Here is a 24444-nt window from a genome sequence, read left to right on the forward strand (position 1 = left end):
CCCCGCCCGTTCCGATCAGTGCCACTTACGCGGTCAGGTCCACGGAGACGAAGGCGGTCGGGCGGGTAACGCCGAACGCCAGCCGCTCCTCGGCCAGAACCGCGATCATGTTGCGGATGAAGAAGTCCGCGTGCGAGTCCGACATCGTGACCGAGGTCTGCTCCCGGTCCCAGATGACGGCCTTGGAGAAGTCGCCCAGCAGGCCCGTGCCTGAGGTCTGGTTCTCCGACTCCACGACCGGCACACCCCACAGGGTGCGGGGGCCAACGCCGTAGGGACCGCCGAAGTAGTAGCGGTTCTCGCCGTCCTTCAGCAGGTCCAGCGCCTCGGCGTCTGCCGGGTTCAGCACCCAGGCAGTCGGGTTCACGCGACCCACGGTGCGTGCCTTGGTCAGCGCCTTGCGCGTTGTGGTGAAGAAGTCCGTAGCCCACGCCTGGGTCTGGACGCCCGACGTGCCGTTGATGCCGGTGAAGTTCTCACCGGAACCGTCACCGACGAGGATCTGTGCCTCCTCAGCGTCCTTCACGTCCTTCGCCAGCTCGTCGTTGATCAGACCCTCCAGCTGCGCCACATCCGCGAGTGCCCGCTTGGTGATCGGCACCCACTCCGCGATGGTCTTGACGTTGGCCGTCACGACCTCGTAGGCCCACGCGCCTTCCGGCTTGTAGCCGCCACCAACGGCGTTGGTGAAGGTGACTGCGCCCGTGTCGGTGTCAGCCTCTGCAGTCGGAGCGCCGGAACTCGTGGCCTCTGCCACCACTGCCGCGTTGTTGGTGTGGCTGGTCTCGCGGACGTACTCCACAGCGTCGGAGCCGGTACGGCGCACCGACACCAGGTCGCGGATGGTGAGCTGCTTGCGCCCCAGCATCTCCACGATGTCTGTGCGCTCATTGACCACGAATGCGCCGCCGCTGGTGGATGAAGCGCCGGTGATCAGCGACTTGATCGGGATGGGTGCGGACTGGACTCGCGTGCCGCTGGGGACGCGGCCACCAAACCCATCCATCAGGCTCTTGAACTGCGGTGACTCCACGATCTGGAGACCCAGCGACTTGGCGCGCTGGCGCACGTCCTTCTCGCTGTTGGCGTCCGGTACGCCGATCTCGTCGGCCAGCGCCTTCGCCTCGCCCATCACGGCCAGGTCACTCTTGGCGACCTTGATCTTCTCCAGCGTCTCGCGGCCCTTGGCCATGGCGGCGTCGTAATCCGCCTTGGTCTGGTCGTCCCAGCTGCTCGCGTCGCCTGCCTTCTCGGCGATGGCGCGAGCGTCGTTGATGTGCTTCTGGCCTTCCTTCTGGAGGTCGGCCAGCTTCGTTGCCGTCATCATGAGATGTGGCTCCTATCTGTGATTCTCGGTTAGACGCCCAGCTCGATTTCGAGGCTGAGCAACTCCAGCGCCGAGGTATCGACGGACGGGCTCTGGCTGGCCTCATCGGCAGCGTGATCAACGCTGTCCTTCTGAGACGGACCTTCCCCGCTGGCCTTTTCCTCGTCTGATGTGCCGTTGAGGGCAGAGAGGACGCGGCCTATGGCCTCATGCGCCTCTCGGAGTTCTCCCTCGTTCTTGGCCGACAGCACGCGGCCTGCCTTGATGTCCCGCATGGCGCGCTCCGCCACGTTGGGAACCTGCTTGACTGCCAGGATTTCGGTCTCCTGGTTCGCCCCGATGGTGACCACCGAGACCTCGTAGAGCTTGAGCTTGCGCAGCTCCCACACCTCAGCGCCGTCATGGGTGGCGGGACCGGAGTCAACCTCGTCGTAGGCAAAGCTCATCTGGTTGATGCGCCGACCCTTGAGCAGCCGGTACACCTGAACTGACTTCGGGTTTTCGAGGTCCAGCTGACCCGTCACCTTCAGGCCAACCGCGTCCTCCTCAGCGGAGAGGACGTGACCCAGGTTGTAATCCGGGTCGCTCATGTTGTGGCTGAACAGGATCGGGATGGGATTCCCGGACTTCTGCCAGCGCGCCAGGTCCTCGGCGAAGGCCCCCGGCATCACCACGTCGCCGTAGCTGTCCTGGTTGCCGAAGACGCTGGCGTAGGCCACGAACTGGCCCTCTGCGAGACCGTCGTCGGGACCGGCCTTCACCTTGATGTCAGCGTTCTTGGTGAGCATCAGCCCTCCTTGTGTCCAATCGAGACGAGCGAGCCGTTGTGGCGCAGATGCTTGAGGCCGTCGTCTTCGTCGTCGTCTTCGTCGGGGTCGGACTCAGTGGGCGTCATCAGTGGCGCGTCCTCAGCGGGGATGGGGTTGTGGTCTCCCGGCTGGGTGATGTTGAGCGGCCTGATCAATTCGTCGCCACCTTCAACGGGCGGCAGGTTGTCCAGCGCGCGGCCCTCGTTGATGGTTCGATACGGCGCGCCAACGGACTGGACGATGGCGGCCTGACGCTGCTCGAAGTCGCCGCGCATCTTCTCGGCCAGGTTGAACTCGACGTAGAGGTCGTCGTTATCCGGCATGTCCGGTATCAGCTGGAGTGCGATCTCGTCTTGGATCATCGAGAGCCAGGGACCGAGGGTGTCCTGATACAACATCCGGTGTTGCTGGACGATGTTGGAGAAGGTGGCGTTCTCCAGCAGACCCAGCATGGGGGGCGGAATGTAGTAGGCCGAAGCCACTTCTTCACGGAGCAGCTTGCGGCTCTCGATGTATTGCAGGTCTTTCGGAGTCATGGCGGCAGGTACGAACTCCATGCCGTCCTCAAGGATCGGCGTGCCACCCGCCTCCGGTCCGTTGCCGGTGTACTGCGCTTGCCACTGCTGCCGGAAGCGGTTTCGCGCCTCAACGCTCCACGTAGCCTCCGCTGGCCGCTTCAAGTAGCCCGAGATGCGAGCGCCGTTGCGGACCACCTGCGCGCGGGAGCTGCTGGCGTAGTAGTCCTCCTCCAGCGCGGCGCGCAGTGACTCGATGGGCGGCACCCCGCCGACATCACTCAAGCCGCCGCAGTAGCCACGGAAGAACAAGATTTGGTCAGCGGGGAACTGCTGCATCCCCCGAACCCCACGGAACTCGAACCACTCCGGGTAGAACCCGGCGTTGCCCTTGGGGAGGGTGGCCGCGGGGTCCAACCGCAGCAGTGACATGCCGTCTGGCGTTCTGGCCTTCACCCAGTAGCTCACGTCGAAGATGGCCAGGTCGTGGACCAGGCTGTCCAGGAAGCGGTATCGGCTGGTCCACGGATTCGGACGGCGGATCAACTCGGCCAACGGGTGGCCGTTGAGCCGCTCACGGTCGTTGTCTCCCTTGCGCCGGAAGACCGGGAGGCCAAGCTGCGCGATGTTGCGCGCCAGGAAGGTGACGGTGGTACGAACGGCGTACTGCCGCCGCCAGATACCCAAGTAGTCCTGCGAGTAGCCACCGAGAACCATGCGGGGTGGCAGCGGCTGGTCCAGCCGGGAGAGCTGGCGGACCGATCCCTCAGAGACGACGAATCCCATTCACGCCTCCTTAGAACGCCTGGAGGTAGTCGACGTTCGCTGTGTCGATGACGATTTCGCCGTCAGCGGGTTGCGGATCGGTACCTGGCTCATGGACGGTGGCGCCCTTGAGGACCAGGCACTGACCGACTTTCTGGACGAGAACGCCGCTGATGCCGGTACCGCTATAGAGCGAGACCATGACCTTGCGGCTGATGGCCGGATGACGTTTGAACACTCAGACCTCTCAGACGGTCATCAGGCCGCCGCCGTCTTCATAGGCAGACCTGAATTCAGTTGCGCGCGCCGCCAAGGCCCGAGAGAGGCCCATGATGAGGGCCACTACCGGGTCGATCTTGTCGGCGGCGTTGGCCTTGCTCGGCTTGACGTTTCCGGCGTCGTCCATCGCTACGGCGAAGTTGTCCACCGTCCACCGGAGCAGTGGGTTGCCGCCGTGGCGGATGATCGGGACCTGCGGCGTGCCAAGAAGCAGCAGCCGTTGAAGGTCTTTGGTCGGCGCGCTCATGGAGGCGTAGCCCTGGCCCATGGTGACCATCGGCGCGCCATCCGTGAGCAGGTTGTTGACCAGCTGTTGCGCGTTCCAGCGGTCGTAGGCGATCTCCTGAACATCGAACTCGTCGGTGTCCCGGTTGATCTGGCCCTCGATAAAGTCGTAGTCGGTGACGTTGCCGGGAGTGAGGGTGAGCCACCCTTGCTTCCACCACGTTGTCGCCGCCTTGGCGGTCCGGTCGTTGAGCATCGGCAGGCTCTCCTCCGGTGCCCAGCAGCGCAGCAGGACATCGAAGGCGTCCCCGTCTGGGAACACCCACGCCAAGGCCGTGAGGTCGGAGGTGGAGCCGAGGTCGAGCCCGCCGTAGCACTTGCGGCCCTTGAGCGTGTCCACCTTCACGATGGAGGCGTTGGCATCCCAGGCATCCATGTCCAGGAACCGGAACTCCTGCTTGGTCCGCAGTCCCAGGTGGAGGCGCTGGAAGCTGGCCAGCTCCGCCGGGCTGTCCTTGGCCTTGGTCGCCGCTTCCTTCATGCCGCGCCGGGTGGGGGACACCCCGTAGCCGGGGTTCGCCTTCTTCCAGGTGGACTCGGCGAACGGGTCGTCCGTGGCCTCCGCCGCGAACACCACGCCATAAGTCGTGGGGTCCTTCAGCGTCCGCCGCGCGAGCTTCTCGATCCGCTCACGCTTCTGGTCGTACGGGGTATGCCGCCGCCCCTGGTCCGCCGTCGTGATGAAGGCGAGCAGGGGTTGCGTCCGCGAGCCTGTACCGGTCTCAATGGCTTCGATCAGCTCGTTGGTCTTGTGGAGGTGAACCTCGTCGATCACCGCGCCGTGGAGGTCGCGGCCATGTTGCGCGTCACCCACATTCGCCACCGGCTCGAACACGGAGTTCGAGGGCTTGTGGATGATCTTGCCCTGGTAGGCCCCAAAGTGTTTGAGCAGCGGTGGGGACCCCTTCACCACCTGCTTCATCGGGTCGAAGGCGAACTTCGCTTGGTCTCGTGACGTGGCGGCGCAGATCACCTGCGCGCCAGCCTCTTTATCGGCTCCGGTGAGGTACAGGCCGATACCGCTGGCCAGGGTGGTCTTGCCGTTCTTACGCGGCAGCTCCACCCAGAGCGTCGTAATGATGCGGCTGTAGTGGCCGGTGTCCTTGTTTTTGGCCACCCACCCGAACACCGGAGCGAGGACATAGGCCACCTGCCAGCTATCTGGCCGGAACGGCTGACCGGCAAAGCGGCCTTTGGTGTGGCGCAACTGCATGAAGGCGTTCACCACGCGGTCCACCCGGTCTGGGTCGAACACCGCGCCGCGAACCGCGCTCGGCTCAGGCGTCTTGATGAGAGGGACGCACGTCGGTGGCTTGAAACCTCGGGTTTCGAGGTACCACGCCACCTCTGGGCTGATCTTCAGCTTGTCCAGGTCGGCCCGGACCCATGCTGTAGACCGGCGCTTAGCCTGTCCCGCTGAACGGGTCTTCGGTCCGGTCATCGACCGACTCAGGCGGGCCAGCCACCAGGTTCTGCTCCGACGCTGGGGTCAGGCCGAACTCTCGGCAGCTGTTGCGCAACTGGGCTGCGGCGGTCTCCACCACAGTCTGCGCGGGATTCTTGTAGACCTTGCCGTTCGGGTGGACGAGCGTCGTCCCCTCCTTGCGGACCTTGGCCATGTTGTGCAGCCAGGTAGCCCACGTTTCGCAATGCACTACGAGCGCGGCGTAGTCACCGGGCTTCAGCAGGTCCAGTGGCTCCAGCTCCGCAACAGCGCGGTCCCACTCCTCCTGGGCAGGCCGAGACAACCACTGTGGGGGTTCTGGTGCGCCGCGCTGGAACTTTGGGCCGGTGTTCACTGGCCGACCGGCGATGTCCTTGTCGATTCCGTTGCCCTTCAGCAGCCGAAGCTGGGCGGGGGCCGCGCTAGGTCCTCGTTTTCCCATGGGGTCACCCCCTTCAGAGTCGTCAAAGTGCCGTCCGGCTGGGCTGGGCCGGAATCTTGGGTCAAAACTTGTGGACACGAAAAGAACGCCACCGCCCCGCAGGTCTGGCCGCCGGATGCTGGGGATTTGAACCCCCCTTACCCCTGAGATGCGGCACGATGGCCGACATGGCGAACTCAGATGAACCTGGGCAGCCTCAGGGGGACGGGGATGGTTGGCGTGAGCCGACCCCTGAGCAGATCGCGCGGGCGCGCCGCATTGACGAACCAGGCCGACGCCTGGCGGGGGTGATGTTGATGTTCTTCACGCCCATCAGCTGGGTGTTCCAGGAGAAGTTCTGGCGGGACGTGGCCACGCAAACCATTGCGGGTGGCATCGTCGTTGGACTCGGTTACACGTATGGCGTGGCGGCGGGAACAATACCGCCGCCGTCCAACGACAACTTCGTGTTCAACGTCATCGTCGTGGGCGTATCTTTCGTCGCCTCATTGATCGTGACACTGCTGATCGTCGCTCAGTTCTGGAGACCAGATCCACGAATGAGACGCTCTCCGCTGTGGTGGGACATGGCTCCCAGGCGAGATGTAAGGCGAGCAACCATCCTGATTCTGGTCATGGTGTTCCTGCCCATCGTCCTCACGGTGGTTCTCACTTGGACGGTGTTGCAGTTCGTCTCGTCGTAGTGAGCCCGGCTTGTCGTTACATAGCGGGCTGTGGTTTGTCGCTTAGCATTCGGTGTGTGGCAGCACCGCGTCGCAGACCCATGAGACCGACGGATCGGATGCGGATAAAGCCACGCCCTCGGGAGGACGTGTCAGCCGTTGAGGCTCCGGTGGTGTGGATTCGGGATCACACCTTCTGGCGGGATGTTGTAGCGCAGGCGTTGTCCACTGGGGTAGTGGCGCTGGTGGCCTACGTTTACGCAGTCGCCGCAGGCTACATCGCTACGCCGTCAGGACGTGGAGGTCTATCTTTCCTGTTCTTGTGTATTGCCAACGGCTTGATGGTCGCGGCGCTTGTCACGCGCAGTCGCCTCTTTGTTCTCTTGGTGATTGGCGGCGTGTTCGCCCTGGCCTCTAGCGTATTGCTGTTGACCGGCGAAGTGCCGGGACCGCTCAAAGGGGCCATTGGTAAGACAGTCGGTATCGCCGGGGTGGTCGTAGGAGCCGCACTAGGGCTTCGTGAACTCATGACCGCTGCCATGCGTGCGAGGCTGAGTAGACTGAGAGCGGGTGTGGCAGCACGTCTCGGCAAACTCCGTCGCCGTCCTGATTAAAGGTCGCGCCGGGGTTAAGACCGTTGCGAGCTAACTGGCGGTGATAAGCGTAAGGGCGTTGTCCGCCACCGCGTAGACGAACCAGCCAGCCAATCCGCCTGCCACGAAGGCAAGTGTGATGACGGCTAACAGCCACAGCGTGACTGTCCGGTCTGTCGAGGGTTTGGTCTTGGTCGGCATGGGCGTTGCCTTCCGGGGTTGTTGGGCTTAGGTCAAAAGGTTGGCGAGTCCGGCGTTGCCGTTGGTCAGCGCCCCAGCGAGCTGCTCTTGGAGGCGTTGCTGAATGGCTTCGTTCACCTGAGGTTGGAGCTGCGCTGCCATCTGCTGCGCCGCTGCCTGCGTGATGAGCTTGAGCAGCTCCCCATGCTTCTGCGCCAGTTCGGCGTGCAGCCAGACCACTTGGTTCAGCGTGGCTTCCAGCGTCTCGACGCGCGCCTTGAGCGCACTGTTGTTGGCCTTCTTCTCGCTGGTCTGCTCAGGGGTGTCGGCCATCAGAGTTCGCCCTCCGGCTCAGGCTCGGGTTCAGGTTCAGGTGTGGGCGTTGTGTCCTCGGGCACGTCCAACTCCACCCAGTTGTCCACACCCTCGCGCTCGCCGTCACCGTAGTAACCGCCGTTGTTGATGTCGAAGATGAACCAGTCACCGGCAGTGACTGCGGGACCAGTGAAGATGGCCACGTTGCTCTGGTTAATTTTGATGCGCATGAGGGCCGTTCTCCTGTCGGTCTACGGGGGCGATGTAGGACACGGCGACCACGGGGACGCCTTGCCGATCAGTGGCGTCCAAGTCAATGCGGGACACCAGGAGGCTGCACTCGATACCGTCCACCTCAGCCACCACCCGCTCACCCACGCGCAGATGGGGGATGACCCGGTGGTTGGGCGGCAGCTCAAGAGGGTTGGCCAGCATCACGCTTCGGCCCTCCCGCCCTTGGCCAGCCACTCCCGGTAGCGGCGGCATCGCTTGCAGCGACGGACGTTGCACTTGTCTCCACCACAGCGACGGCGCTCAGCCACCAGGCTCTCCAGGAGGGTGCTCATGCTGCCACCTTCTGCCTGCGGCGGTCTCGACGGCAGGCGCGGCACAGCCGGTGGCCTTTGGTCGGATGACGGTAGATGTTGTCCTCGGTCCACTCGTGGCCGTACTTGCACTTGGTCCGGCTGGCCTGTGCGTGGGTGCCGTGGCGTACCTGGTCACGAATGTTCTGGCCGTGCGGCGCGTAGCGCAGGTTGGTCACGGCGTTGTTGTCCTGGTCGCCGTCGTTGTGGCAGACGTCGAAACCCTCAGGCCGGGGACCGATGTGAGCGGCGGCAACAAGACCGTGGACCAGGAAGTACTTCACGGTGGTCTTACCCGCGATGTACAACGCGACTTGCCAGTAGTCGTCTGCGCGCTTGCGTGCCTTGAGGACCCGACCGGGGGAGATCCGGGTACCGCCACGGGACGGGACCTCATGGGGGAGACTGCGGATGCGGCCTTGGTCCGATGCCTCGTAGTTGGGATAGCCGGGGATCGGAAGCCAGGTTTCGGAAGTAACATTCATGGTGTCGAACTCCTCGTCAGTTCGGCCAACCCCGGGGGCCGTTCGCGCGGTCGCCCGGGTCTTTCGTAGTACAAGCTTGCGTGCCTATTCCGCGTCCGTCAACGCCATTGGAATGGACGTAACATGCAGTGGGACACTGCAATTGCGTAGCACGCTGCGCTTAGTGACACTGTGGACAACGGCGGTGACGCAGGTGAGACCCGCAGGCTTTGCAGCACGCCACCGAGACCATTGCGTCACCGGGAAGGGTGATGACCACCGGCTCTCCGCTGGTGGTCGTCCCGTAGAGGGTGACGGAGCCGTCGCTGTGCGTCTCGCTCGCCTCAACCAGCATGGTGTCAGCCACGTTGCCTCCTAACGAGGCCGGTACTTGCCACGACGTGCATCCGCCGCAGTCTTGGCCAGATGGTGTTCGTGGCAGAGAGATTGCAGGTTCTCCCAGTCGAACTCGCGGCCACCTTCAGCCAACGGCTTGATGTGGTCTACTTCGGTCGCGGGTCGGCGGCAGCCTGGCCACTGACAGATCGGGTTGGCGCGGAGCTTGGCGGCGCGCAGCTTGCGCCACCTACCGCCACCAGAGCGGCGCGTAGCACCCTCCCAGGGCTTGATACAGCCACAACGAGCACCCTTGGGGGTGGTAGCGCCGCAGCGGCCACAGACCCTTGGAGGTGCGCTAGGCATCGTTCAGCCTGTGCGTCCTGGGGACCGGAGGTGTCGGGAGAACCGGAATGTCCTCAAGCTCAACCCCGTCGAGGTGGGCGTCCAGCAGCCGATCTAGCTCGCGGGTGTAGAAGCCGACGAGAACCTCGTCCTGCCGGTGACGCGCCAGGTCCAGGCCAAGCTGCGCGGCGCGCATACGCTCGGCGAGATTCTTGCGAGGCATCACGCCTCCCTAGTGTGTGAGATTGCGCTTCTGCGCAGAAGTCTCAAGGCAGTGCCGCTGGGCCATACCCGACATAGGGGAAGGATGCCGGGGATGAGCACCGAGCCGCTTCCCGTAACTTCCTGCGTTGCCGCAGGCCATGAGACGGAGAATCCCCTCTGAGCAAACTAGCGAAAGGGGAGAGATTGCCGACCAGATCGTGGTGTAGACACACTCCTGGCGCGACACCATGAAGTATGCCCACGTCAGAGCGGGTGTGCAAGTAGGGCGCAGTCTCGCGTGTCGCTCTGTACAGCAACGGGTTTAACGTGGACGTTGCGTTTAAGCGCATGGGTCGGTGAACACGGACTCGCTGTAGCCAAGTCCGCTAATCCCAAGCGCACTGCAAACTTTGGCCAAAGATGCAGGCTCCAAGCGGCGGCGACCAGCCTCCACCGATGACAAGTGGCCCGATGACCGGCCAATATGGCGCGCCATTGCCGCCTGTGTGATGCCCTGGCGCTCGCGGGTGTGGCGGATGGTGGCCCCCACGGCGCGGTCGATGACGGTTACAGGCTTCGCGTCGTGGCGTCCGTGACATGGACGGCAACGTGGCTCGTAGTCCGCAGGGTCGGCGCTGTGGGCATACCGCTGGCCAGTGCGGTAGCGGTAACTCCAGTCCGCCGCCTGCTCACCACAGTCCACACAGGAATACTGGCTTGCCGGTCCCACCAGTCGGCGCAGCTTGCGGTGTGCCGCTGTCCACAGGCGCAGGTCTTGATCAGTAGCCACGGTCAACGCCTCTCGCGAGCTGGTACATAAGAACGCGCGTCGCTAGGTGGAGCCGATATGGGCGGCGCGCCGGTAGTCCCGCGCTCTAGTTGTTCAACACGCCGACGCAGCTTGCGGACTTCGTCCCAAAGCTCCTCGGTGTCTGTCGGTGTCGTGTGGCCGTAGTAGCCGCTCATCGTTCTCCCGCTTGATCGTTTTGACTGGTAGCTGCAATGTATGGGCATAGTTTGGGAGAAGCCATGAGCCACGCTGGACCGTAGTCGGCTCACCACCTAATGCGTAGCACGCTGCGAAAGATGTTGCAGGGTAGTGAGTTTTGCCAACACGCAGTGACGGGATGTCCCACACTTCTGACCGAGTAGACGGTAAAACAAAAAGTGAACCCCCCGCCCGTGGAGGGCGAGGGGTTCACAACCAGAAACAAACTAGGGTTATCGTAGCACCTGGAAGATACGAATCCGACCTAACCGCTCGGATGTGGAAGCCGGAGTGTCGACCCGGCCAACGCGCAAGCACCACAACGGCTCCCGGCTAGCTGCTCCGGATGGAAGAAGACAACTGCGGCCCCAAGAACTCGCTAGTTCGGTGTTGGTACTCAGGGCGGACCCACCAACCCCAGACGCGCAGAGCGATGCCGAGAATGCAAACTGGCCCCTAACGGGGATGGCCTCCTCGGGAAGCTAGCGGGACATACCCGGCGACCGGCGCTTCGGTAAGTAATACGTATAGCGCGGGTTGATTCCTACACCGTCTCCCGACCGGAAGGAACCAACCCCCTCTCTCAGGGCCACAACAAGTGTGGGTGACGTTTGTTCGGTCGCTTCTCACGTGGTCTTGAGAGAGGGGGTATCAAGCCTGCCCACAGCCCTCCCAAAAGGGATCGCGGTGATCGGTTTTTCGGTTGTTGAACCCTTCGCGAAGGGTTCGACGAAGGGTTGCGCGAAGGGTTTCCGGAAGGGTTGGTTAGGGGCGGCGCTTCGGCTGGCTTACGAGCCGAGTCGCCCGGCGACGGCCGACGGTGGCCACGACCTCGCCGAGTGCTTCAAGCAAGGCGGCTGCGGCGACAGCGACCAAAGCACCGGCGGCGAAGGTGCGGAACGAATCGAATTGGTCCACTCCTTGTCGTGTGGCGATCAAGGGGCCTGGTGGTTGATTGTTGCAGTCGAATCGCCACGTGTTTGTGTCCCTCCCGTCCGACGTTCTGGGTTGAACTCCGGACCACGCGAGATTCTCCATTCCGGGAATGACGTAGGTGGCGTGCATCGAGGCCGGGGGGATGGTGATGTCGTTTGGCAGCGGCGGCCTAGGACCAACGACTCCGCAGGACGGGAGATTGACGAAAACCCTTGAGCGTGTCTCTCTCCAACCCACTCCGACTGTGTTCTCCAGGAACACATCTGCCCGCACATACCCGACCCATTCAGATCCCAATCCAGATACTGGCCACATATCGCTGTCAATCCATAAGTGAGGGCTTAAGTTGTACTCGGGATGGCCTTCTGAGAAGCGGCAGCTAACCTCGTCGCGCATATCGTCTGTGGGTCCACCGTGACAGCTGCTGATCGTTCCCGCGCCGAAGGGCAAATCTAAGCCTATTGTCACGGGAACTTCTCCGACGGGGTGGCCAGCGGGGTGGCGAGCGGGGTACACGGGGTAGCGAGCGAAGTACACAGTTATCTCAAGTGCGACTCCTCCACGTAGATGTCGTTCCTCGAAGAAGGCCGTGTCCAATTCATAGCGGTCTGGCGCACTGTCTATTTCATTCCCGATTGAGACCTTTATGGGAGCTAAGAGCGGCCCCGGATTATCCAAGGGTGGATATACGACCCACGTCGCACAGCCCAAGATCGCTCCCAGTCCGAGGAACAGGCCGACCTTCAACCAAGCTGAACGTCTAGTCTGTCGGACTTGTGTCGCAACATGTTCGCGGGCCACGTCGTTCGCATCGCGGGCGAGTCGATTGGCTTCCTCGGCTAACCGATTCGCTGTCTCGATTTGGCGGGTTGTGGCCGAAGTCTGCTTGGAGGTTAGGGCGGTGTAGATCAGGGCCGCCGCTGCGAGGCAGTTGGCGACAGTGGGGTTGGCCAACGCGTCGCGTACTTCGCGATAGATATGTCGGAACCCCAAAGCCGTCACCTCCTGTAAGTAGCCGTCTAGATTTCACCATGCGGCTGGATAGCGCGCCGGTTGCTGTTGCGGACCCGCGCTGGTCCGTTGAGGACTGAGCAGCCATCTGTGAGGTGCAGCCCATACACGGGTTGCTCGTCGTCGGGGCAGGTTCGGCAGTGCCAGATGGTGTGGCCGCCACAGGGTGGCCGGTGCAGGTGACGTGGCCGACGAGGACCCGGTTCGGGCCGAGCGGGTGGCCACGAGGGCAGCGGTCGGGTGCAGTGACGATCCACTGGCCTCGGCGGCGCTCGATGTTGCCGATACCCATGAGGGCAAGCTAACGGTGGCGGGTGACAACCCCCGGTTGGTAGCAGCAGTCGCGCGATAACCTCAGTAATCTCACGGAGGGGTGCGAGCTGATGAATGACCAGAGGAAATCTTTCTGGCGAAGACTAGAAGACAGCCCGGTGCCGGTGGTAGCAGGAATCATGGCTTCCCTAGCCGGACTTGCTGGTGGTTATCTGTTGCTCGCGAAAAAAATCCCCCCAGATGAGCCGCGTTTTACCTACATGGCGCTAGCCACAGCGATATTCCTCACGCTCGGACTATCGATGATAGTCGCATTTTTCCCCGGAGGAGGTTCGTGGGAGCTCGACGAGAGGTTACGCGGCGAAGTCGACCAAGCGGTACATGGCGTTACCGGCCCGGATGACCTGATGGGGCTGATGAATTTGAATCGGAAGCAGATGGAGGCTTACGACTCAATGGCCAAGAAGCAGGCTTCATCAGCTCATAGCGCGACCCTCGGAGCTGCAATATTCGGTCTCATCACCGTTGGCGCTGGCATCGTCGTCGCGGTGACTGCCGACGCCGCCGCGTCGAAGTTCGCGGCGGCCATCGTGTCCGCTGTGGGTACCGCGACGGGTGGTTATATCGCCGCGACCTTCATCCGTGTCCAAGAGGGCGCACGTGAGCAGATGCGCTATTACTTCCAGCAACCCCTGGTGCAGAGCTATCTGCTGAGTGCTGAAAGGCTGGTTGGCAGGCTGGACGAAAAGGACCGACCCGAACAGATGCGCGCCATCATCGCTGCCGCCATCGCGCAGACAGCCGAGCTGAAGAACCAAAACTCGGACGGTGGCGAGAGCTAGCGGACTGCGCTGAGAGCGTCAAGCGCCCCCCGCTGCAGACTCCAGCTTTGCGACGCGTATTTCCAAAAGGATGACCTGATTTACCAACAGCGCAATCAACCGGTCCTTGACATCCCCGTCGATGTCGCCCGCATTGCGGAGGAATGTCTGGAACTCGCGCGCTGTCGCCAGGGCCTCCGGCGGTTCCATGTTTCGAATGTTGTCGTAAATTTCTCGAAGCTCAGGTTGCATTGCTTTTCCTACCCCGCTGGCTTGTGTGGCATAGCCCAGCGTAGGAGGTGGAGTGAGGCAGAATCCTCGGGAGGGGGTGTAACCAGGGTGGACTGGATTGCTTTGGCGGCGGTGTTGTCGTCCGGCCTGGTGGCGGTCGCGAGTTTGATCATCAACGCCTTGACGAAGCGCGGCGACCGAGAACACGCTTCGACGCTTGAATTCGAGAAGCGGGTTTGGGAGTCCAAGAGTGACGCGCTCGTGCGGCTAATCGGTGCGTGCGAGATTATTCGGCTAGCGAGCCGCCGCACAGTGGGCCAAGACGTCGAGATACGTCAGTACACGGTCGTTGAGGCTGTGATTGAAGTTTGGCCCAATCTCGACATGTCCTCACTGCTGGCCTACGCAGTGGACATCGTCACCAGCAAGGCAAAGATGTTGGAAGGCATTCACGCCGGTTTCAGGAGGATGCCCGAGTTGCTGATACAGAGGGAGCGGCTTAGTGACATCCAGGAAAAGAAGGAAGCGGCGATAGCTCAGAAGCAGTTCGAAGTGGCGGCGGATTGGCGTCAGAAGGAAGTTGGCGTCGCGCGAGAAATCGGACGGCTGTCAGCAATAGATGTCGAAGCGGTCGACCGGCTCTGCGCGGAGATCGTTGACCTCGCCCGCAAGGACCTGCGCGGAAAGAGCTAGCGGCGGGAAGCTGCCGACCTTTCGTCTAGCAGCTCATCTACTTGTGCGGGGGATGGATGACCACCCTGCTCGCGGATCGAAGCTTGAACGGCGGCGAGGAGCCGCAACTCGGCGTCAAAGGCACAAACAACCCCCACCGCTGTGTGTCGCGGCGGGGGGTTGGTATTCGCTGGCCTACGGGTGATTCCCCCCGTACACATCACCCTCCACGTAAGTGAGCACGCTGCCGTGCGGATCGCGGATGGCGTAGTGGTAGTACGCGCGCACCCACACTCCGGTCCAGCCCGAATCACACAGCGTCCCCAGCAGGGTTCGATCAGCACCGTCGGGGAAGAAGGCATCACCGGCGCTTGGCTCGAAGTGCTCGCGCAAGATGCTGATGACGGCCTGAACCGAGTCGCCGTGAGAGGCGACTCGGTTCAGGCCGCGGTCGTAATTGACCCAGTAGGCATCCATCAGTTGGCGGGCCGCGCCGTCACAACCTTGGCGTCGTAGCCATCGGCCCGCTGGGTCTCGGCCCACGCCTCGGCGCGATCCTTATTCGGGAAGAACCGCGCGATCTTGCCCTTGCGGTCACTCTCCCTGGTGGCGTCCGGGTCGGCCAGGTCCACCGCGTGGGTGAACACCTTGTCGCTTGTGCGTCGCGCCTCGCGGCCATCGCGCCCGGTGGCGGTGTAGACGAACTTGACCCCCTGGGGGGCTGCCATCTTCTTCGCCGGTGTCTTGGCGGCGGTCTTGGTGGTAGCGGTCTCGGACATTGCTTGCTCCTTGTAGCGAACTCTTGTGGTAGCCGAGGCAGGTGCCTCGCTGCCGCCACTTTAGGGTCTTGAGCTGCTCTTTCCTACCCTGCTACGCATTCAGTCCGAGATGGATTGCGGACCAATAGCGAACTAAAGATGAGACCTAACCTTCTTCGATTCGCCGGAGCAGATCGAAGTGTCCTCAGCTAGGGCGCGCCATGGAGGACGACATAGCCCACACCCCTGCTGGTGGCCTTCTCAGCGCGTAACGCCTGCCTGCCGCCAGTTACACGTAATGCGGCCAAGACGGTGGTGGGTCACCTGGGATTACGTAGGGAAAGTACGCCGCAAACGTGAAAACAATGAACTAAAACGTGACCTGGCTCACGCCCTGGCCGACCATCCTTGCAGACCCCATTGTCGACCCGAGCCCGGAGGACACCATCATGACGACCACGACAGATCGGCCGACGGTGCCGCAGCCGTCGCAGCCACCCAAACGACGCGACAGGACGCACTGGCTCTACATCGCCGTCATCGTCGCCGTGCTGGCCGGGGTCGGGGTCGGGATCATGGCCCCCGAGGTCGGCAAGAGCGTCGGCGTGCTCGGCACCATGTTCGTCGCGTTGATAAAGATGATGATCGCGCCGGTGATCTTCTGCACGATCGTGTTGGGCATCGGCTCGGTCCGCAAGGCCGCCACGGTCGGCAAGGTCGGCGGGCTGGCATTCGTCTACTTCCTGGTGATGTCCACCTTCGCGCTGGGCATCGGGCTGGTCGTCGGCAACCTCCTGCACCCGGGTGCGGGAATGAACCTGACCGAGAACGCCGGCAAGGGAGCCGAACTCGCCGACAAGGCGCACGAAGCGGGCGGGCTGATGGAGTTCGTCCAGGGCATCATCCCGACGTCGTTGTTCTCGTCGCTGACCGAAGGCAGCGTGTTGCAGGCGTTGTTCGTCGCGCTGCTGGTCGGCTTCGCGCTGCAAGGCCTGGGCGCCGCGGGCCAGCCGATCCTGCGCGGGATCGAACACCTCCAGAAGTTGGTGTTCAAGGTGTTGGTGATGATCCTGTGGCTGGCCCCCATCGGCGCGTTCGGCGCGATCGCCAACGTGGTCGGGCAGACCGGCTGGGCCGCGGTCGGTCAGCTGATGGCACTGATGCTGGGCTTCTACCTGACCTGCGTGATCTTCGTGTTCGGCGTGCTCGGCTCGCTGCTGCGCGTGGTGTCCGGGGTGTCGATCTTCAAGCTGGTGCGCTACCTGGCCCGCGAATACCTGCTCATCGTGTCCACGTCGTCGTCGGAATCCGCGCTGCCGCGGCTCATCGCGAAGATGGAGCATCTCGGCGTGAACCGCTCCACCGTCGGCGTCGTGGTGCCCACCGGCTACTCGTTCAACCTCGACGGCACGGCGATCTACCTGACCATGGCGTCGTTGTTCATCGCCGGCGCGCTCGGCGACCCGCTGACCGTCGGTGAGCAGATCGGTCTGCTGGTGTTCATGATCGTGGCGTCCAAGGGCGCGGCAGGGGTGACAGGCGCCGGCCTGGCGACGCTGGCCGGGGGGCTGCAGGCCCACCGACCCGACCTGCTCGACGGCGTCGGGCTGATCGTCGGGATCGACCGATTCATGTCCGAGGCACGTGCGCTGACCAACTTCTCGGGCAACGCGGTGGCGACCCTGCTGGTCGGTTCCTGGACCAAGACTGTCGACACGGCCAAGGTGGATGCCGTGCTGGCGGGCCGTGATCCGTTCGACGAGATCACCATGCTCGACGACTCCCACGCCACCCAGACCTCGCACGTCGACGAGCCGGCGCAGGCGAAAGTCCCTGCGGCGGTGTAGGGCGCGCGAAGGGAAGGCCCGGCCGGCCCCGACGGCCGGGCCTTTTCGCGCGTTCGCGCGTCGCCGGCCTTCGGGTGCCGCGACAGTACGCATTGTGATCGAACGGGGCCGAAATCCGTCACAATGCGTACTGTCGCAACGGCACCCCCTGCATCAGCGTGCGCAGTCCAGCGAAACCGAGATGGACTGGTGCACGACGACATCGACGACCTCACCGTCGTCACGGCCGCCATGGCCGCCATGGCCGCCATGGCCGCCGGCGCCGTCGATCACCACTGCGGGCACGGTGATCTGCTGCGGGTTGCGCACCCCGGTCACCACACAGTCCTGGATCGGTGCGTTGCCGATGCGGTCGACAGTGACCGTGTAACCCGCCAACTCGAGTTGCTCGATGACGTCGAGCGGATTGCGCGGGTCGGCGGCGGCCAAACCGGCGGCAGCACTCACCAGTGTCGCCACCGCGACTGCGACGATTCCCAGCGTGCGCATCGTCGAACCTCCACGGAACTCCGAAGGATCCCGACCTGCCGGTTACATCGCTGACGCAGGGTCCGCCGTTTCAGCGCTCCGCGCGCTGGTAGGCGGTGACGACCGCGGCCCCACCCAGCCCGATGTTGTGCTGCAGCGCGGCGGTGACGTCGTCGACCTGGCGCTTGTCCGCGGTGCCGCGCAACTGCCAGGTCAGTTCGCTGCACTGCGCCAGCCCGGTGGCGCCCAGCGGGTGTCCCTTGGAGATCAGGCCGCCTGACGGGTTGACCACCCACCGTCCGCCGTAGGTGGTCTGCTCGTCGTCGATCAGCTTCGGCGCTTCCCCCGGCGCGCACAGCCCGAGCGCCTCGTAGAGCAGCAGTTCGTTGGCCGAGAAGCAGTCGTGCAGTTCGATGACCTGGAAGTCCTCCGGGCCGAGGCCCGACTGTTGGTACACCTTCTGCGCGGCCTGCACGTTCATGTCGTAGCCGATGATGTTGGCCGCACTGCCGTCGAAGGTGGACGCGAAATCGGTGGTCATCGCCTGACCCACGATCTCGACGGCCTGACCGGACAGCTCGTGACGCGCGACGAACTCCTCACTGGCGAGCACCACCGCGGCCGACCCGTCGGAGGTCGGCGAGCACTGCAGCTTGGTCAGCGGGTCGGAGATCATCTTGGCGCCGAGGATGTCGTCGAGGCTGTACTCGTCCTGGAATTGCGCGTACGGATTGTTGACCGAATGTTTGTGGTTCTTGAATCCGATCTTGGCGAAATGTTCGGCGGTGGTGCCGTACTTGCGCATGTGCTCACGGCCCGCGGCCCCGAACATCCACGGCGCCACCGGAAACTGCATGTCGTCGATGTCATTGAGCGCCAGGATGTGTCGCTTCATCGGTGACTCGCGGTCGTCGGCCCCGCCGCCCAGCGAGCCCGGCTGCATCTTCTCGAAGCCCAGCGCCAGCACGCAGTCGGCCAGCCCGCCGCGGATCGCCTGGGCGCCCAGGTACAGCGCGGTCGACCCCGTCGAGCAGTTGTTGTTCACGTTGACGATCGGGATGCCGGTCATGCCGAGTTCGTAGAGCGCACGCTGGCCGCACGTGGAATCCCCGGCGACGTAGCCGACGTAGCCCTGCTCGACCTCGGTGTAGTCGATGCCGGCGTCGGCCAGCGCCTTGCTGCCGGACTCGTGGGCCATCTGGGGGTAGTCCCACCCCTCTTTCCGCCCAGGCTTCTCGAACTTCGTCATCCCGACACCCACCACGAACACGCGGTTCATGAGCGTCCTCCCTTCGCGGCGTTGCGTTCTCGAAGGGAACTTAGCGCGCTCAGCCGAATTCGATCCACCACTCGTGCAGTTCGGCGAGGTCGGGCCCCTGCGCGTCGACCAGCAGCAGTTCCTCGTCGTTGGTCCACACCAGGTCCGGGTTGCCGTTGTAGGTGCCGCAGGCGACCTTGCCGGCCACGTCGTCAGGGGTGTCGGTGTAGTGCCAGGTCGTCGGCGATTCGAGACCGCTACCCGGGCATTCGAGCAGTTCCTCGTTGACGCCGATCGCCTGGTCGAACCCGGCGTCGAGGGTCGCCCGATCTCCGAACAGCGAATACCGCGTGCTTGCCGGCCCGCCCGGCGAGTTCGACGGCCCGCAGTCGACCGTGGCGAGAGCGGTGCCCGCCGGCGACACCGGCTCGCAGTTCGACGCGTCGTGCCCCGCCGACAACAGTCCCATCAGTTGCGCGTTGAGCGACTCATCGGGCGACGGCGCGGCAGTGGTGGTCCTCGGTCGCCGGGTCGGCTCGCGCGCCGAGGTGGTCGGTGCGGCGGTGGGCGACGTGGTGGCCGCGGTGCCCGACCCCGAGTCATCCGAACGCGTGACCAGCCAGATTCCGACCCCGGCCAGGACGAGCAGGCCCACCACGGCGGCGGCGATCAGCGCGATGATGGGGCCCTTGTTCTGCCCCCCGCCGGGCGGCGGACCTTGCTGGGGCCAGCCCGGGGGCGGCCCCTGCGGTGGCGGATAAGCCGGGTTGCCGCCGTAGTGCGCACCACCCGGCGGCGGATAGGCGGGGCCGGGATACTGCGGCGCGCCCGGCGGGGGATACGACGGACCCGGCGGCGGGGGAGGGTACGCCGAGCTCGGCTGCGGGGTCGGCGGCGACCAGCCCTGCCCGGGCGTGGCGCCCTGGTCCTCGGGTTGGCCCCGGTCGTTCCCTGAGCCGCCGGGGGGTCCCTGGTTCGGGTCGCTCATCGAGGTTCCCTCCGGTGTGTGGTGCCAGCCCCGTCACCTTAATGCGCAGTTGCCCGTTTCGCGTGCTCCTGGACGAGTATCGGTGTAGACCACTAGTAGAACGTGTTCTAGTTTTGCGGCTACCAGGAGGATGACATGGCGTTGCGGGTCGTGCAGTGGGCCACCGGCGGAGTCGGCGTCGCCGCGATCAGAGGCGTCATCGAGCACCCCGAGCTGGAGTTGGTCGGCTGCTGGGTGCACTCGCCGGACAAGGCGGGGCGCGACGTCGGGGAGATCGCCGGCGTCGACCCGGTGGGGGTGGCCGCCACCGACAGCGTCGAGGAGATCCTCGCCCTCGGCGCCGACGCCGTGGTCTACACCCCCCTGCTGCCCAACCCCGACGAGGTGGCCGCCCTGCTGCGTTCGGGCAAGAACGTGGTCAGCCCTGTCGGCTGGTTCTATCCGTCGGACAAGGAGGCGGCGCCGTTGCGCGCCGCGGCGCTGGAGGGCAACGCGACGCTGCACGGCACGGGCATCGCCCCGGGCGGAATCAGCGAGAAGTTCCCGCTGATGCTGTCCGCGATGTCGACCGGTGTGACGTTCGTCCGGGCCGAGGAATTCTCCGACCTGCGCACGTACGAGGCGCCGGATGTGCTGCGCTACGTGATGGGCTTCGGCGACACCCCGGAGAAGGCGCTCACCGGCCCCATGCAGAAGCTGCTCGACGGCGGATTCATCCAGTCGGTGCGCATGATCGTCGACAAGATCGGGTTCGCCGCCGACCCGGTGGTGCGTTCCTCGCAGGAAGTCGCGGTGGCCACCGCGCCGATCGACTCTCCGATGGGCGTCATCGAGCCCGGTCAGGTCGCGGCCCGCAAGTTCCACTGGGAGGCGCTGGTCGGCGACGACGTCGTCGTGCGTGTGACGGTCAACTGGCTCATGGGGGAACGGGATCTCGACCCCGCCTGGGACTTCGGTCCGGAAGGTCAGCGCTACGAGATGGAGGTCCGCGGCGACCCGAGCTTCACCGTGTCGGTCAAGGGCTTCCAGTCGGAGTTCGGTGACGAGGGCCCGGAGTCCGGAATCGTGGCGACCGCCGCGCACTGCGTGAACTCCGTGCCCGCGGTGTGTGCCGCCGCGCCGGGCATCGCCACCTATCTGGACCTGCCGTTGCTCGGCGGCAGAGCCGCTCCCCGGCTCGGCTGATCTAGCATCGCTGCCATGCCCGCACCCCAGGTCATGGAGCACTCGCGCGCGATTCCCGTCGACGTCGCGACAGCCTTCGATCGCACCTTGCCGATAGCACTGCCGACGCTGTTCCGCCGCTGGTACGGGCCGATCGCGCCGATCAAGGCGATCCGCGACCAGACCGGGGAGTGGGACAGCGTCGGACAGACCCGCACGGTCGTGCAGGTCGGCGGCGGCAGCATGCGCGAAGAACTCACGCTGCTCGATCCGCCGAACCGGTTCGGCTACACGCTTTCCGGGATCACCGGTCCGCTGGCACCACTGGTCGACCACATCGAGGGCCAGTGGCGTTTCGCTCCCGTCGGCACCGGCACCCGGGTGACCTGGCACTGGGTGGTCCACCCGAAGACGCGCGCCGCGACGGCCCTGATGCCGGCGTTCGCCGTGCTGTGGCGCGGCTATGCCCGGCAGGCTCTCGAGCAGCTCTCCGAGGAACTGCTGGGCTGAAGCGTCCGACCTTCGGCCGTGGTCGACACAACGAGAGGATTGCCGTGGCGCAGAGCAGCCTGACCACCTTCGACCGTGCCTTGGTCCTCGCCGGCGGAGGTCTGGCCGGCATCGCCTGGGAGACAGGGGTGTTGCAGGGCATCTGTGACGAGCGGTCCGATGCGGGAGAGGCGCTGCTTGCCAGTGATGTGCTGCTCGGAACCTCGGCGGGTTCGACGGTCGCCGCCCAGCTCAGCAGCGGCCTGAGCCTCGAAGAGCTCTTCGACCGGCAGACCTCCGACGCCGGTGGTGCGCACGAGCTCCATCCCGGTGTGTCGGTGGAGTCCATCACCGAGCTGTTCATGAGCGCCATGCTGGCTCCGGACACCACCGCTGTACAGAAGCTGCAGAGGATCGGCGCGATCGCCGCGCAGACCGATACCGTGGCCGAGTCGGTGCGCCGCGAGGTCATCGCCCACCGGCTGCCGTCGCACCATTGGCCGTCACGCGTCCTGCGGGTCACCGGAATCGACGTCGACACCGGCGAACTCGTGGTGTTCGACAACGGATCCGGGGTGGATCTCGTCGATGCCGTGGCGGCGAGCTGTGCGGTGCCCGGCGTCTGGCCGACGGTGACGATCGGTGATCGCCGGTTCATGGACGGCGGCGTCGGCAGCACCGTGAACATGGTCGCCGCGCGCGACTGCGCCGCGGCCGTCGCGCTCGTGCCGTCGGGCATCGATTCGCCGTCCCCGTGGGGCGGCGGTGCGGTCGACGAGATCGATGCCTTTCCCGGTGCGGCACTGGCGATCTTCGCCGACGCCGACTCGGTGCAGGCCTTCGGCCCCAACCCCCTCGACCCGGCCTGCCGGGCACCGTCGGCGCGGGCCGGCCGGGAGCAGGGGCGCCGAGAGGCGGAGCGAGTGGCCGAGTTCCTCGGCGTGTGACGTGCCGGTCATCACCCACCGTAGGCGAGACAGGTTGTGCAGCAGCGCTCTATGATCCGCTCATCGACCGACACGACCTTGGGGGAACGTGAAGCTCAGCACTGTCACCGCCGTATCGGCCATCTGCTTCGGGTGCACACTCGGGCTTTCCGCTCCGGCGTGGTCGGATGGCCCGGTATTCAACGGCACCTTCCGTTTCGTCTCCGATGGCGGTTCGACCTCCACCTGGGTGGTGACTCCCTGTGGGACGGGATGCGCGCATGTCGTCAGCGACACAGGCTATGTGAACGTTGACGCGCAGTTGGTGGATGGGCAGTGGCGGTTCACCTACACCCATCCCGCTGCCTGGGACTGCGAAGACGGCACCGACGCGCCCGGGACCCGGCACGTGACCTTGGACGCCGCCACGCTGCGCGGCACCGTGGCCCAGGGCCCGGACATGGTGTGCGGGGAGACCGATGTGGTCGAAGAGGCTTACGGCTTCGCGCTGAACCAGATCGGCTAAGTCGCCGGCTCACCGGCGTCGAGGCTGTTCAGCGCCACGCTGGCGAGTTCCTGGCCGATCTCGATGACCTCGTCGGCGCGGTGGAAATCCAAGCTGCGGCATACGGTTCGCGGCACCTCGATCAGCAGATCGGGCGGGTAGGCCGCCAGCGTGTGGCGGGCCAGCGCGGCCTGCGCGATGTCGATGGTGCGGTTCATCACCTCGAAACCGCCCAACCGCGGCACCACCGGCAGGCTCGTGGCGGCCACGGTCTCGGCGTCGTCGGGATCGTCGGCGTCGACGAAGCGGCCCAGTACCGAACGGCCGGTGGTCGTGTCGAGCAGGCTGCGCGCGGTCTTGGTGTCCAACAGCGACGACGTGCTGCGCCACATCCGGTTCAGCCAGTCGGTGGAAGGCCTTGTCTCCCGTTCGCCTCGTGAGACCTCCGGGTCGTCACCGCCCAGGCTCACCGCGATCGTCGCGTCGGCCGGGGCCGCGGCGATCGGCGCCATTGGGATCGGGTCGAGAATCCCGCCGTCGGCGAGCAGCCGGCCGTCGAGGACATGTGGTGTGATCACGCCGGGGATGGCGATCGATGCCCGGATCGCGTCGTCGACCGGTCCGCGTTGCATCCACACCGACTTTCCCGTGATCAAGTCGGTGGCCACCGAGGTGAACGGGATCGGCAGCTCTTCGATCGTCACCTCGCCGAGGATCTCCCGCACCGCCTCGAGGATCTTCTCGGCCCGCAGCACACCCGCCGCCGCGATCGACGGATCCAGCAGTCGCAGCACCGCTCGCTGTGTCAACGAGCTTGCCCACACCGCGTATTCGTCGAGCTTGCCGGCCGCCTCCAAGCCGCCGACCAGTGCACCCATCGACGAGCCGGCGATGCCGACGATCTCGTGGCCCCGCTCGTGCAGCTCGTTGATCACGCCGATGTGGGCGTAACCACGGGCACCGCCGGAGCCCAACGCCAATGCCACCCGCATGGGATTCATTGTGCGCGGCCCAGCCGGGCTAGCCGCACATCCTGTCGGCGGCCGCCTCGACTGCGACGATCACTGCGGATTGCTGGCCGGCAGACAATTCCGACCACGGTGCGCCGAATGTCGCCGGACCCGCGTTCTGGGTGCTCTGCACCATCGCCAGATAGGGCTCGATCTGGGCCTGCAGGTCATCGCCGCGCTGCTCCATCCAGGTGCGTGCGGCCATACATGCCTGGAAGTAGTCATCCTCGGTGGATTCCGCCGGTGCGCCGACCGCCGTCGTCACCCCACCTGGGGATATCGCGACCTCGCCAGGCGGCGGCGGGGCCGGTGTGGCCTGCTCGGTGGTCGTCCCCGGCGGTGACGATGTCGGGGAATCCGGCACCGGGGACGTCGTTTCCGGACCGCTGTCCGGAGAACAGCCGCTCACCGATATCACGGTTACCGCGACAGCGCCCACGGCGAACTGGGGGTACCTGCGCATGCCGTCAATCTATGCAACACTGGTCGGCGTGAACGACGTGGCCTGGTGGATGGAGTGTTGTCGGCTCTGATGCCGACCCCGATTTCC

30 protein-coding genes are annotated in these 24444 nt (G+C 64.9%); 8 read left to right on the plus strand and 22 right to left on the minus strand.

Going from position 1 to position 24444, the window contains the following annotated elements:
* Positions 1 to 25: 25 nt before the first annotated feature.
* From ACEWX3_RS07630 to ACEWX3_RS07655, 6 genes are read right to left on the minus strand one after another with little or no spacing between them, the layout of a single operon-like run.
* Positions 26 to 1324, minus strand: a complete 1299-nt coding sequence (locus tag ACEWX3_RS07630) for a phage major capsid protein (protein ID WP_374159084.1) — start codon at positions 1322 to 1324, stop codon at positions 26 to 28.
* Positions 1325 to 1356: 32 nt separating this feature from the next.
* A complete protein-coding gene (locus ACEWX3_RS07635) occupies positions 1357 to 2115 on the minus strand; it encodes an HK97 family phage prohead protease (protein ID WP_374159085.1) in 759 nt (252 codons plus the stop codon).
* Positions 2115 to 3437, minus strand: coding sequence for a phage portal protein (locus ACEWX3_RS07640; protein WP_374159086.1), 1323 nt, complete (start codon positions 3435 to 3437; stop codon positions 2115 to 2117). The genes ACEWX3_RS07635 and ACEWX3_RS07640 overlap by 1 nt, the downstream gene beginning before the upstream one ends.
* A 10-nt stretch (positions 3438 to 3447) precedes the next feature.
* The gene (locus tag ACEWX3_RS07645; RefSeq protein WP_374159087.1) at positions 3448 to 3654 is read right to left on the minus strand and encodes a hypothetical protein; all 207 of its coding nucleotides are present in this window, start codon (positions 3652 to 3654) and stop codon (positions 3448 to 3450) included.
* Between the two features lie 9 nt (positions 3655 to 3663).
* Positions 3664 to 5421 carry a terminase large subunit gene (locus ACEWX3_RS07650; protein WP_374159088.1) on the minus strand — a complete coding sequence of 586 codons (1758 nt, stop codon included), beginning with the start codon at positions 5419 to 5421 and terminating at the stop codon, positions 3664 to 3666.
* Entirely contained in the window at positions 5384 to 5866 is a 483-nt protein-coding gene (locus ACEWX3_RS07655; protein WP_374159089.1) for a phage terminase small subunit P27 family, read from the minus strand. The genes ACEWX3_RS07650 and ACEWX3_RS07655 overlap by 38 nt, the downstream gene beginning before the upstream one ends.
* Positions 5867 to 6024: 158 nt before the next feature.
* On the opposite strand from ACEWX3_RS07655, the gene ACEWX3_RS07660 reads away from it, so the two are divergent.
* Entirely contained in the window at positions 6025 to 6549 is a 525-nt protein-coding gene (locus tag ACEWX3_RS07660; RefSeq protein WP_374159090.1) for a hypothetical protein, read from the plus strand.
* Between the two features lie 623 nt (positions 6550 to 7172).
* Here the strand turns inward: ACEWX3_RS07660 and ACEWX3_RS07665 are convergent.
* The 8 genes from ACEWX3_RS07665 to ACEWX3_RS07700 form a co-directional block, all read right to left on the minus strand.
* Entirely contained in the window at positions 7173 to 7322 is a 150-nt protein-coding gene (locus ACEWX3_RS07665) for a hypothetical protein (protein ID WP_374159091.1), read from the minus strand.
* A 27-nt stretch (positions 7323 to 7349) separates the two neighbouring features.
* Positions 7350 to 7634 (minus strand): hypothetical protein, encoded by a 285-nt coding sequence (locus tag ACEWX3_RS07670; protein ID WP_374159092.1) that lies wholly within the window; start codon positions 7632 to 7634, stop codon positions 7350 to 7352.
* Entirely contained in the window at positions 7634 to 7846 is a 213-nt protein-coding gene (locus tag ACEWX3_RS07675) for a hypothetical protein (RefSeq protein ID WP_374159093.1), read from the minus strand. The genes ACEWX3_RS07670 and ACEWX3_RS07675 overlap by 1 nt, the downstream gene beginning before the upstream one ends.
* Positions 7847 to 8050: 204 nt before the next feature.
* A complete protein-coding gene (locus ACEWX3_RS07680) occupies positions 8051 to 8182 on the minus strand; it encodes a hypothetical protein (RefSeq protein WP_374159094.1) in 132 nt (43 codons plus the stop codon).
* Positions 8179 to 8685, minus strand: coding sequence for an NUMOD4 motif-containing HNH endonuclease (locus ACEWX3_RS07685; RefSeq protein WP_374159095.1), 507 nt, complete (start codon positions 8683 to 8685; stop codon positions 8179 to 8181). Before ACEWX3_RS07685 ends, ACEWX3_RS07680 begins: the two co-directional genes overlap by 4 nt.
* 354 nt (positions 8686 to 9039) lie before the next feature.
* Positions 9040 to 9366 (minus strand): HNH endonuclease, encoded by a 327-nt coding sequence (locus ACEWX3_RS07690; RefSeq protein WP_374159096.1) that lies wholly within the window; start codon positions 9364 to 9366, stop codon positions 9040 to 9042.
* On the minus strand, positions 9359 to 9568 hold the full coding sequence (locus tag ACEWX3_RS07695) for a hypothetical protein (protein ID WP_374159097.1): 210 nt from the start codon (positions 9566 to 9568) through the stop codon (positions 9359 to 9361). Before ACEWX3_RS07695 ends, ACEWX3_RS07690 begins: the two co-directional genes overlap by 8 nt.
* Positions 9569 to 9889: 321 nt before the next feature.
* Positions 9890 to 10339, minus strand: a complete 450-nt coding sequence (locus tag ACEWX3_RS07700) for a helix-turn-helix domain-containing protein (protein ID WP_374159098.1) — start codon at positions 10337 to 10339, stop codon at positions 9890 to 9892.
* Between the two features lie 2528 nt (positions 10340 to 12867).
* On the opposite strand from ACEWX3_RS07700, the gene ACEWX3_RS07705 reads away from it, so the two are divergent.
* Positions 12868 to 13599 (plus strand): hypothetical protein, encoded by a 732-nt coding sequence (locus ACEWX3_RS07705; RefSeq protein WP_374159099.1) that lies wholly within the window; start codon positions 12868 to 12870, stop codon positions 13597 to 13599.
* Between the two features lie 18 nt (positions 13600 to 13617).
* Here ACEWX3_RS07705 and ACEWX3_RS07710 read toward each other — a convergent pair whose 3' ends face one another.
* A complete protein-coding gene (locus tag ACEWX3_RS07710) occupies positions 13618 to 13830 on the minus strand; it encodes a hypothetical protein (RefSeq protein ID WP_374159100.1) in 213 nt (70 codons plus the stop codon).
* 87 nt (positions 13831 to 13917) lie between these two features.
* Between ACEWX3_RS07710 and ACEWX3_RS07715 the strand changes: the two genes are divergently transcribed.
* The gene (locus tag ACEWX3_RS07715; protein WP_374159101.1) at positions 13918 to 14502 is read left to right on the plus strand and encodes a hypothetical protein; all 585 of its coding nucleotides are present in this window, start codon (positions 13918 to 13920) and stop codon (positions 14500 to 14502) included.
* A 174-nt stretch (positions 14503 to 14676) separates the two neighbouring features.
* On the opposite strand, the gene ACEWX3_RS07720 is transcribed toward ACEWX3_RS07715, so the two are convergent.
* Together ACEWX3_RS07720 and ACEWX3_RS07725 are read right to left on the minus strand one after the other, a co-directional pair.
* Positions 14677 to 14958 (minus strand): hypothetical protein, encoded by a 282-nt coding sequence (locus ACEWX3_RS07720; protein WP_374159102.1) that lies wholly within the window; start codon positions 14956 to 14958, stop codon positions 14677 to 14679.
* Complete coding sequence (locus ACEWX3_RS07725; RefSeq protein ID WP_374159103.1) at positions 14958 to 15260, minus strand: hypothetical protein; 303 nt, start codon at positions 15258 to 15260, stop codon at positions 14958 to 14960. Before ACEWX3_RS07725 ends, ACEWX3_RS07720 begins: the two co-directional genes overlap by 1 nt.
* A 428-nt stretch (positions 15261 to 15688) precedes the next feature.
* Between ACEWX3_RS07725 and ACEWX3_RS07730 the strand changes: the two genes are divergently transcribed.
* Positions 15689 to 17086: a cation:dicarboxylate symporter family transporter gene (locus tag ACEWX3_RS07730; protein ID WP_374159104.1), complete on the plus strand. Its 1398-nt coding sequence runs from the start codon at positions 15689 to 15691 to the stop codon at positions 17084 to 17086.
* A 153-nt stretch (positions 17087 to 17239) separates the two neighbouring features.
* Here ACEWX3_RS07730 and ACEWX3_RS07735 read toward each other — a convergent pair whose 3' ends face one another.
* The 3 genes from ACEWX3_RS07735 to ACEWX3_RS07745 all read right to left on the minus strand — a co-directional run bounded on the left by ACEWX3_RS07735 (position 17240) and on the right by ACEWX3_RS07745 (position 19800).
* A complete protein-coding gene (locus ACEWX3_RS07735; protein ID WP_374159105.1) occupies positions 17240 to 17575 on the minus strand; it encodes a hypothetical protein in 336 nt (111 codons plus the stop codon).
* 70 nt (positions 17576 to 17645) lie between these two features.
* Complete coding sequence (locus tag ACEWX3_RS07740) at positions 17646 to 18833, minus strand: lipid-transfer protein (protein ID WP_221354937.1); 1188 nt, start codon at positions 18831 to 18833, stop codon at positions 17646 to 17648.
* A gap of 49 nt (positions 18834 to 18882) precedes the next feature.
* Positions 18883 to 19800 (minus strand): hypothetical protein, encoded by a 918-nt coding sequence (locus ACEWX3_RS07745; protein ID WP_374159106.1) that lies wholly within the window; start codon positions 19798 to 19800, stop codon positions 18883 to 18885.
* Between the two features lie 135 nt (positions 19801 to 19935).
* On the opposite strand from ACEWX3_RS07745, the gene ACEWX3_RS07750 reads away from it, so the two are divergent.
* The 4 genes from ACEWX3_RS07750 (at position 19936) to ACEWX3_RS07765 (ending at position 22905) form a co-directional block, all read left to right on the plus strand.
* Positions 19936 to 20985, plus strand: a complete 1050-nt coding sequence (locus ACEWX3_RS07750) for a dihydrodipicolinate reductase (protein WP_374159107.1) — start codon at positions 19936 to 19938, stop codon at positions 20983 to 20985.
* A 15-nt stretch (positions 20986 to 21000) separates the two neighbouring features.
* Complete coding sequence (locus ACEWX3_RS07755) at positions 21001 to 21474, plus strand: SRPBCC family protein (RefSeq protein ID WP_374159108.1); 474 nt, start codon at positions 21001 to 21003, stop codon at positions 21472 to 21474.
* A gap of 44 nt (positions 21475 to 21518) precedes the next feature.
* A complete protein-coding gene (locus ACEWX3_RS07760; protein ID WP_374159109.1) occupies positions 21519 to 22400 on the plus strand; it encodes a patatin-like phospholipase family protein in 882 nt (293 codons plus the stop codon).
* 88 nt (positions 22401 to 22488) lie between these two features.
* Positions 22489 to 22905, plus strand: coding sequence for a hypothetical protein (locus ACEWX3_RS07765; RefSeq protein WP_374159110.1), 417 nt, complete (start codon positions 22489 to 22491; stop codon positions 22903 to 22905).
* Here the strand turns inward: ACEWX3_RS07765 and ACEWX3_RS07770 are convergent.
* The gene (locus tag ACEWX3_RS07770; RefSeq protein ID WP_374159111.1) at positions 22902 to 23876 is read right to left on the minus strand and encodes a patatin-like phospholipase family protein; all 975 of its coding nucleotides are present in this window, start codon (positions 23874 to 23876) and stop codon (positions 22902 to 22904) included. The two genes, ACEWX3_RS07765 and ACEWX3_RS07770, sit on opposite strands and share 4 nt — an antisense overlap.
* A 28-nt stretch (positions 23877 to 23904) precedes the next feature.
* Positions 23905 to 24357 carry a lipoprotein LpqV gene (gene lpqV / locus ACEWX3_RS07775; RefSeq protein ID WP_207069259.1) on the minus strand — a complete coding sequence of 151 codons (453 nt, stop codon included), beginning with the start codon at positions 24355 to 24357 and terminating at the stop codon, positions 23905 to 23907.
* Positions 24358 to 24444 lie beyond the last annotated feature (87 nt).

The organism is Mycobacterium sp. G7A2, assembly GCF_041902445.1.
Lineage (GTDB): Bacteria > Actinomycetota > Actinomycetes > Mycobacteriales > Mycobacteriaceae > Mycobacterium.